Consider the following 6,865-nt stretch of genomic DNA (forward strand, 5'->3'; position numbering starts at 1 on the left):
GATCGGCTTTGGCTGGTGGGCGTGCCGCGATCGGATCCGCCCGTGCCACGCCCACCAGCCAAAGCCGATCGCGGCCACTGCCGCGCCGGCCAGCACGCGCCCCGAGGTCAGCAACCTAAAGGCCAGCAGGCCCGCTACGGCGGTGCCGCCCAGCCGCACCAGGTTGGGCAGCAGCAGGCCTTCCCGGTGCAGCCACCAGGCCAGGAGCCCGACGGCGATGATGGCAAGTCCCATGGCCTCAGGCGGCCAGTTCAACCCCGCCGGGCAGGTTCAGCCCGGCGATCAGCGCGCGCAGTTCGGCGCGCGCCGCGACATGGCTCAGCGAGAAATCGGTGAGAGCCTCGCGGTCGAGCAGGGTGAGGCCGCGGGGGAAGAACTCGCGGTAGATCACGCGCTCCGACAGACCGGGCAGCACGCGAAAGCCGATGCGCTTCGACAGGGTTTCGAGCGCGGCGCCCACGCGGGCCTTGTTGCGCGCCTCCAGCGTTGAAAGCCGGTTCCGCAGCACCACCCAGTCCATGGTGCGGCCCTCCACCCTGGCTCTGCGGGTGCGCGCTTCCCACACCAACTCGGCATAGAAGCTGGGCTTGTTGACCTCGAAATTCTCCCCGTCGACGGTCCCGATCAGGTCGAAATCCACGAAACTGTCGTTGATCGGGGTGACCAGCGTGTCGGCGCGGGCCATGGCGGCGCGGGCCAGCGCGGAATCGCGGCCGGGCGAATCGACGATGATGAAGTCAAGCACGCTGGCCTGGTTGAAGCGCAGCTCCAGCTCGGCCTCGCCCTCCGGCCCGTCGGCCACCACCACCACGTCGGGCGCAGCGAGGGTGAGGCCGTGGCGCTGGCCATGATGCCAGCGGTTTTCGAGATAGCGCGTGGAGGTGCGCTGGCGATAATCAAGATCGATCAGCGCCGTGCGATGCCCGGCCAGGGCCAGGGCCACGCCGATGTGAACGGCGGTGGTGGATTTGCCGGTGCCGCCCTTCTCGTTGGCCAGCACGATGACATGAGCGCTCAAGGTGGCGGTTCCCTCAGGTATCGGGGCTTGCGATGCGGCATCGTTTCGCCCACAGCGCCCCCGATACGACAACCCCCGCATGGGGCCAAGCGGCAAAGCAGCGATGACCGAACCCTCAGCCCATCCGTCACTGCCCATTGTCCGCACGCCGGCGGCCCTGCGCGCCGCCATCGCGGCCTGGCAGCGGCAGGGGCAACGGGTGGCGCTGGTGCCCACCATGGGCGCGCTGCACGCCGGCCACCTCGCGCTGGTGACCAAGGGGCTTGGCCTCGCTGACATCGCGGTGGCGTCGATCTTCGTGAACCCCAAGCAGTTCGGACCGGGCGAGGACCTTGATCGCTACCCGCGCGACGAAGCCGGCGATGCACTCAAGCTGGCTGGCGCCGGCTGCAGCCTGCTGTATGCGCCCGACGTCGCCACCATGTATCCACCGGGCTTTGCCAGCTTCGTGCGGGTGTCGGGCCTGCCTGATCTGCTCTGTGGCCGGGTGCGGCCCGGCCATTTCGATGGCGTGGCCACCGTGGTGGCGAAATTGCTGAGTGCCGCGCAGGCCGATGTCGCGGTGTTCGGCGAGAAGGACTGGCAGCAACTGGCCATCATCCGGCGCATGGCCGCCGATCTCGACATCGGCACCGCCATCCACGGCTGCGCCATCGTGCGTGATGAGGATGGCCTCGCCCTCTCTAGCCGCAACGCTTATCTTTCGGCCGATGAGCGCGCCCGGGCGTTGGCGCTGCCGCGCGCTCTGCTGGCCACCCGCGAGGCGATCCTTGGCGGCATGCCGGTGGCCGCCGCGCTGGCCGCCGGTGAACGCACCATCAAGGCCGCTGGCTTCGTGCGGCTTGATTATCTCGAGCTTGTCGATGGTGAGACGCTGCACAGTCTTGGCGCGCCGGCGCCGGGCGCCAGGCTCATGGGCGCCGGGGTCATCGGCACCACCCGTCTGATCGATAATATCGCGCTCTAGCGCCGGAACCGGCGTGGCGGGCCATAAAGGTCATAGGCGAGGGGATTGAGGCCAAGGCCACCAAGACCGTTCCAGCCACCACGGCCGTTCCAGCTGCCGGTGCCCAGCCCGCCATCACTGGCATAACCGAAGCCGAAGCCACTGAGGCCGCCCCACTGGCCGGTGCCGCGCATCAGGGATATCGCCGCCATGCCGCTGTTGCCCAGTGGCATCACCGCGGTGCCGGCCATGCCGAACGTGCCGCCGCTGCCGGCAAACATCGTCACCTCGCCGTGGATGCGGCGGTCATCGGCGGCATCGTCATACAGTGGGCGATCGAGCAGCGAGACCTGCGGCACAGCTTCCGGGGTGAGCACCGGCGAACGTTCCGGTCCGTTGGCGGCGGCGTCAAGCACGGCCGCCCGCGCCGCGTCGGACAGGCGGATGACCTCGGTGGCCGAGGCCTGTGTCGCGACCAGGCCGAGCAGGGCAAGAACAAAGCGCATGGCGAAGCGTGCGCGCATCAGCCTTGCCCGCGCCTGAACGGGCCGTGCGCGTCGAGCCAGTCGATCTCCTCGATCACCGCCGTCGTCTCGCGGGCCAGAAAGTCCGCCACCGCGGCGCGAAAACCGGGATTGGGGATGTGATGGGCCGAGATCACCGGGGTCGGCCGATAGCCGCGCGCCAACTTGTGGGCGCCCTGCGCGCCGGCTTCCACCCGGGCGCGGCCGTTGCGGATCGCCCAGTCGATGGCTTGATAATAGCAGAGCTCGAAATGCAGGAAGGGCACCTCTTCGGTGGCGCCCCAGTAGCGGCCATAGAGGCATTCGCTGCCGATGAAGTTCAGGGCGCCGGCAATGGGCGTGCGGCCGCGCAGGGCGAGCATCAGCAGCACCCGGTCCCCCATCGTCTCGCCGATCATCGAGAAGAAGTCGCGGGTGAGATAGGGCCGGCCCCATTTGCGCGCGCCGGTGTCCTGATAGAAGGTCCAGAAGGCGTCCCAGTGGGTCTCGGTGATGTCGCGGCCGGTCAGGTGGAGGATGTCGAGGCCGGCCTGCGCCCGCTCGCGCTCCTTCCTGATCTGCTTGCGCTTGGCCGATGACAGCGCGCCGAGGAAATCGGCAAATTCGCCATAGCCGGCGTTCTGCCAATGGAACTGCTCGCCGGTGCGGATCAGCCAGCCGGCGTCGCGGAACAGCGCCTGCTGTTCAGGACAGATGAAGGTGGCGTGGGCGCTGGAAAAGCCGTTGTCGCCGGTCACCTGCTCCATCGCCGCGATCAGCGCCCGCCCGCAATCGGGGTCGCGCAGCAGCAGCCGGGGGCCGGTCGCAGGCGTGAACGGGAAGGCGGCCTGGAGCTTGGGATAATAGCGCCCGCCGGCACGCTCGAAGGCATCGGCCCAGGCGTGATCGAACACATATTCGCCCTGGCTGTGGGTCTTCAGATACGCCGGGAAGAGGCCGGCCGGCCGGCCATCTTCGCCGTCTGCCACCAGGTGCACCGGTTGCCAGCCGGTGCGGCTGCAGGCCGATCCCGATTGTTCGAGCGCGCGGAAGAACTCGCCTTGCGCGAACGGATTTTCAGGGCCGGCACAGGCGTTCCAGTCGGCCAGCGGGATCTCGCTGGCCGCGCCGAGCACACGCACCGGCCACTGGCCCATCAGCCGATCTCGACGACTGCGTCCACTTCCACCGCCACGCCGCGCGGCAGCACCGCCACGCCCACGGCGGCGCGGGCATGGCGGCCGGCATCGCCGAACACCTCGACCATCAGGTCGGACGCGCCATTGCCCACCTCGGGCTGGCTGGTGAAATCGGGGTGGGAGGCAACGAACACGCCCAGCTTGACCACCCGCTTCACCCGCGACAGCTCACCCAGCGCCGCCTTCATCTGGGCGATCAGGCCCACTGCGCAGCGCCGCGCCGCGGCCTGGCCATAGGGCACGTCCACCGTGTCGCCCAGCCGGCCCTTCATCAGGCTTCCATCCTCGGCAAAGGGGATCTGGCCGGAAATGTGCAGCAGGTTGCCGGCCTGCACGGTCGGCACATAGTTGGCAGCCGGCGCCGCGGCGGTCGGCAGGGTGATGCCCAGGGCGGCGAGCTTGTCTTCAGGTGTCATGGCGTCTTCCCCTTCAGGATGGTCTCGATGTGGGACAGCATCGCCGGCCAGTCGTCATGGCGGGCGTGGGCATCGGGCGCCGCCGGGATCAGGTGGCGCACCTCGGCCTCGGCCACCATGTGCAGGCGGTGCACATGCGGCGCATGGGTCGCCACGGAGGCATGGTTGGGCGGCAGATCGTCGATGAAGATGGTTTCGGACGGCTGGAATTCGTCGAGCAGTTTCCTGAGCGGCGCGCCCTTGCCGCCCTGATTGCCGATGACGCGATAGGGCATGCCCACGCGGGCCAGTTCGGTCGTGCGCCGGTCCGCATGATGGCCGGCGATGTTGGTCAGCACCACCACGTCGCACTCTCTTGCCAGAAGGCCCAGCGCATCGGCGGCCCCGGCGATCGGGTGCTGGTTGTGCATCCAGTCGGCAAAGAAGCCATCGAGCAGCGGCGGGAAGGCGCTGGCCGGCACCGGCGTGCCGTCGGCCTGCTTGACGTTGCCGGTCAGCGCGAAGCTGTCCATCCTGAGGGTGAGGCCATGCACCTCGCGCAGATAATCGACGAACGGCGCGATGAAGTGCAGCAGCACGCCATCGCAATCGGACACGATGAGCGGGCGCGCCTTCACCAGTCGCTCCCCAGCGCACGGGCGGCCTTGGCGAGCGCTTCCGGTTTCACGCCTATGGCCTCGGCAGTGCTGACCAGGTCATGTTCGTTGGCCATCAGATAATCGAGCAGGGCGGTGAGCGTCGCCGGCCTGTCAGCGTTGGCGCGCAGTTCCGCCACGTCCATGCCGGTCAGCGTCAGGAAGCGCGGGCCCATGGCCTCGTCGCCGGCGACATGCGCCAGCGCCTGCAGGGCCAGAACGGCAGGATCGGCATTGGCGGGGCGGTCACGCAGCATGGCCAAGCCCTAGAGGCCGGCGCGCCGGCTGCCAAGCGGGGATGGCGTCGCGGGGCGGCAACGGGCAGACTGCGGGCCGGTTCGGGAGGAGATGGGCATGTACAGGCTGCACGGCGCGCTGGCGTCGCCCTATTCGATGAAGATGCGGGCGGTGCTGCGGGCGCGGCGCATCCCGCATGTCTGGGTGCACGGCCGGCAGACGCACGATGCCGCCACCGCCAGGGTGAAGGCGCCGGTTATCCCCGTGCTGGAATATCCCGATGGCAGCTTTGCCAATGATTCCACTCCGCTGATCCACGATCTGGAGGCCCGCCACCCCGACCGTTCGATCATTCCCGATGATCCCGGCTTCGCCTTCCTCGCCTGCCTGATCGAGGATTTCGCCGACGAGTGGCTGACCAAGGCGATGTTCGGCTATCGCTGGCTGGAGGAGGTGGACCAGCTGCAGATGAGCCGCTGGCTGGGCTTCGACGCCTTCAAGGGCGGCGGCCGTGACCGGCTGGAGGCCTTTGCCAGCGCCTTCCGGGAACGGCAGGTGGGGCGCATGGCGCTGGTTGGCTGCACGCGCGCCAACTTCCCGCTGATCGAGGCGTCCACGCGGCGGGTGCTCGACGCCCTCGAAGCGCATGTGGTGAACAGTCACTTCCTGTTCGGATCGCGGCCCTCGATCGCGGAGTTCGGCCTATTCGGTCAATTGTCCCAGCTCGGCGTCGATCCCACCGCGCAGGCGATGATGCGGGCCGAATTTCCCTTCACCTATCGCTGGCTGCTGCACATCGACGACACATCCGGCATCGAGGGCACGTGGGACGCCGCCGATCAGCCGCTGCAACCGGTGGTGGTCGCGCTGCTGGCCGAGATCGGGCGTGTCTATGGGCCGTTCCTGCTGGCTAATGCCGGCGCCGCTGCCGCGGGCGAGCCGACCTTCCGGATCGAGGTGGATGGTCTTGGCTACGTGCAGGGAACCTTCAGGTATCAGCTGAAGTGTCTTGCCGACCTCAAGGCGCGCCACGCCGCGCTGGATGCTGACACGCGCCGGCGGATCGAACCGCTGCTGGAGTCCGCCGGCTGCCTCGCCTTCCTGGGCTGACGGCCGGGCACCATGCGAAAGGGGGCCGGTGTTGCCACCGGCCCCCTTGCGATCCGCCAGCGCGGCCGCGCTTACTTGATCTTGGCTTCCTTGAAGTCCACGTGCTTGCGGGCGACCGGATCATATTTCCGGAACGACAGCTTTTCCGTCTTGGTGCGCGGATTCTTCTTGGTGACATAGAAATAGCCGGTGTCGGCGGTGGACACGAGCTTGATCTTGATGGTCGTCGGCTTGGCCATGGTTCCGGTTCCGCAATATCTGGTTTGCGCGCGAGAGGCCAAGCCCGCCGCGGCGAAGGCGGCCCCAATGCGCAAAAGGCGGGCCGAAGTCAAGCGCGGCGGTTGTTGGCCGCGCGATATGGTTCGCCTTGCCGCCCCCGGCATTGGCACGGCGGCTGTGCTGCCCTATCTCGGGCGGCATGACCCCCATCATCCTCGACGATCGCGCCGTGCTGGCGGTGGCCGGCCCCGACACGCTTGCCTTCCTGCAGGGCCTGGTCACCCATGATGTCGCGCTGGTGACACGAGACCGCGCGGTGTTTGCGGGGCTGCTGTCGCCGCAGGGGAAGGCGCTGTTCGATTTTCACCTCCATGCCGGCGACGATGGCGCGATCCTGATCGATGTCGTGGCTGTCAAGGCGGATGCGCTGCTGAAGCGCCTCACCCTCTACAAGCTGCGCAAGGCGGTGACGCTCGCCCGCCGCGACGATCTGGCGGTGCTGGCCAGCTGGCCGGATGGTGGCCCGCCCGATGCACGGCTTGCCGCGCTGGGCGCGCGCTGGATCGGCCCGGCTGGCAGTGC

The 6,865-nt window shown here is 68.5% G+C and carries 10 protein-coding genes and 1 pseudogene; 3 read left to right on the forward strand and 8 right to left on the reverse strand.

All coding sequences use genetic code 11. From position 1 onward, the window contains the following. Both GJV64_RS09805 and GJV64_RS09810 read right to left on the reverse strand, forming a co-directional pair. Positions 1 to 234, reverse strand: a 234-nt coding sequence (locus GJV64_RS09805; RefSeq protein ID WP_205599586.1) for a hypothetical protein, incomplete at its 3' end; no start/stop codon positions are given. Positions 235 to 238: 4 nt separating this feature from the next. After that, positions 239 to 1,018 carry a division plane positioning ATPase MipZ gene (locus GJV64_RS09810; protein WP_235927689.1) on the reverse strand — a complete coding sequence of 260 codons (780 nt, stop codon included), beginning with the start codon at positions 1,016 to 1,018 and terminating at the stop codon, positions 239 to 241. Positions 1,019 to 1,121: 103 nt separating this feature from the next. Between GJV64_RS09810 and panC the strand changes: the two genes are divergently transcribed. Next, positions 1,122 to 1,985 (forward strand): pantoate--beta-alanine ligase, encoded by an 864-nt coding sequence (panC, locus tag GJV64_RS09815; RefSeq protein ID WP_164157064.1) that lies wholly within the window; start codon positions 1,122 to 1,124, stop codon positions 1,983 to 1,985. On the opposite strand, the gene GJV64_RS09820 is transcribed toward panC, so the two are convergent. Genes GJV64_RS09820 through GJV64_RS09840 form a run of 5 tightly spaced genes read right to left on the reverse strand, consistent with a single transcriptional unit; the run spans position 1,982 to position 4,974 of the window. Next, a complete protein-coding gene (locus GJV64_RS09820) occupies positions 1,982 to 2,488 on the reverse strand; it encodes a hypothetical protein (RefSeq protein ID WP_164157065.1) in 507 nt (168 codons plus the stop codon). The two genes, panC and GJV64_RS09820, sit on opposite strands and share 4 nt — an antisense overlap. Continuing rightward, the gene (locus GJV64_RS09825; RefSeq protein ID WP_164157066.1) at positions 2,488 to 3,624 is read right to left on the reverse strand and encodes a GNAT family N-acetyltransferase; all 1,137 of its coding nucleotides are present in this window, start codon (positions 3,622 to 3,624) and stop codon (positions 2,488 to 2,490) included. The genes GJV64_RS09820 and GJV64_RS09825 overlap by 1 nt, the downstream gene beginning before the upstream one ends. After that, complete coding sequence (locus tag GJV64_RS09830; protein WP_164157067.1) at positions 3,624 to 4,082, reverse strand: RidA family protein; 459 nt, start codon at positions 4,080 to 4,082, stop codon at positions 3,624 to 3,626. Before GJV64_RS09830 ends, GJV64_RS09825 begins: the two co-directional genes overlap by 1 nt. Beyond that, positions 4,079 to 4,699, reverse strand: coding sequence for an HAD family hydrolase (locus GJV64_RS09835; protein ID WP_164157068.1), 621 nt, complete (start codon positions 4,697 to 4,699; stop codon positions 4,079 to 4,081). Before GJV64_RS09835 ends, GJV64_RS09830 begins: the two co-directional genes overlap by 4 nt. Further along, entirely contained in the window at positions 4,696 to 4,974 is a 279-nt protein-coding gene (locus GJV64_RS09840) for a DUF3572 family protein (RefSeq protein ID WP_164157069.1), read from the reverse strand. Before GJV64_RS09840 ends, GJV64_RS09835 begins: the two co-directional genes overlap by 4 nt. A 97-nt stretch (positions 4,975 to 5,071) precedes the next feature. On the opposite strand from GJV64_RS09840, the gene GJV64_RS09845 reads away from it, so the two are divergent. Continuing rightward, entirely contained in the window at positions 5,072 to 6,064 is a 993-nt protein-coding gene (locus GJV64_RS09845) for a glutathione S-transferase (protein WP_164157070.1), read from the forward strand. Positions 6,065 to 6,135: 71 nt separating this feature from the next. Here the strand turns inward: GJV64_RS09845 and rpmG are convergent, their stop codons facing one another. Beyond that, entirely contained in the window at positions 6,136 to 6,303 is a 168-nt protein-coding gene (gene rpmG / locus GJV64_RS09850; protein ID WP_086117499.1) for a 50S ribosomal protein L33, read from the reverse strand. Between the two features lie 179 nt (positions 6,304 to 6,482). On the opposite strand from rpmG, the pseudogene GJV64_RS09855 reads away from it, so the two are divergent. After that, a pseudogene (locus GJV64_RS09855) lies at positions 6,483 to 6,865 on the forward strand (folate-binding protein); the annotation flags it as partial.

This window comes from Sandarakinorhabdus rubra (genome assembly GCF_010994245.1).
In the GTDB taxonomy this organism is placed as follows: domain Bacteria; phylum Pseudomonadota; class Alphaproteobacteria; order Sphingomonadales; family Sphingomonadaceae; genus Sandarakinorhabdus; species Sandarakinorhabdus rubra.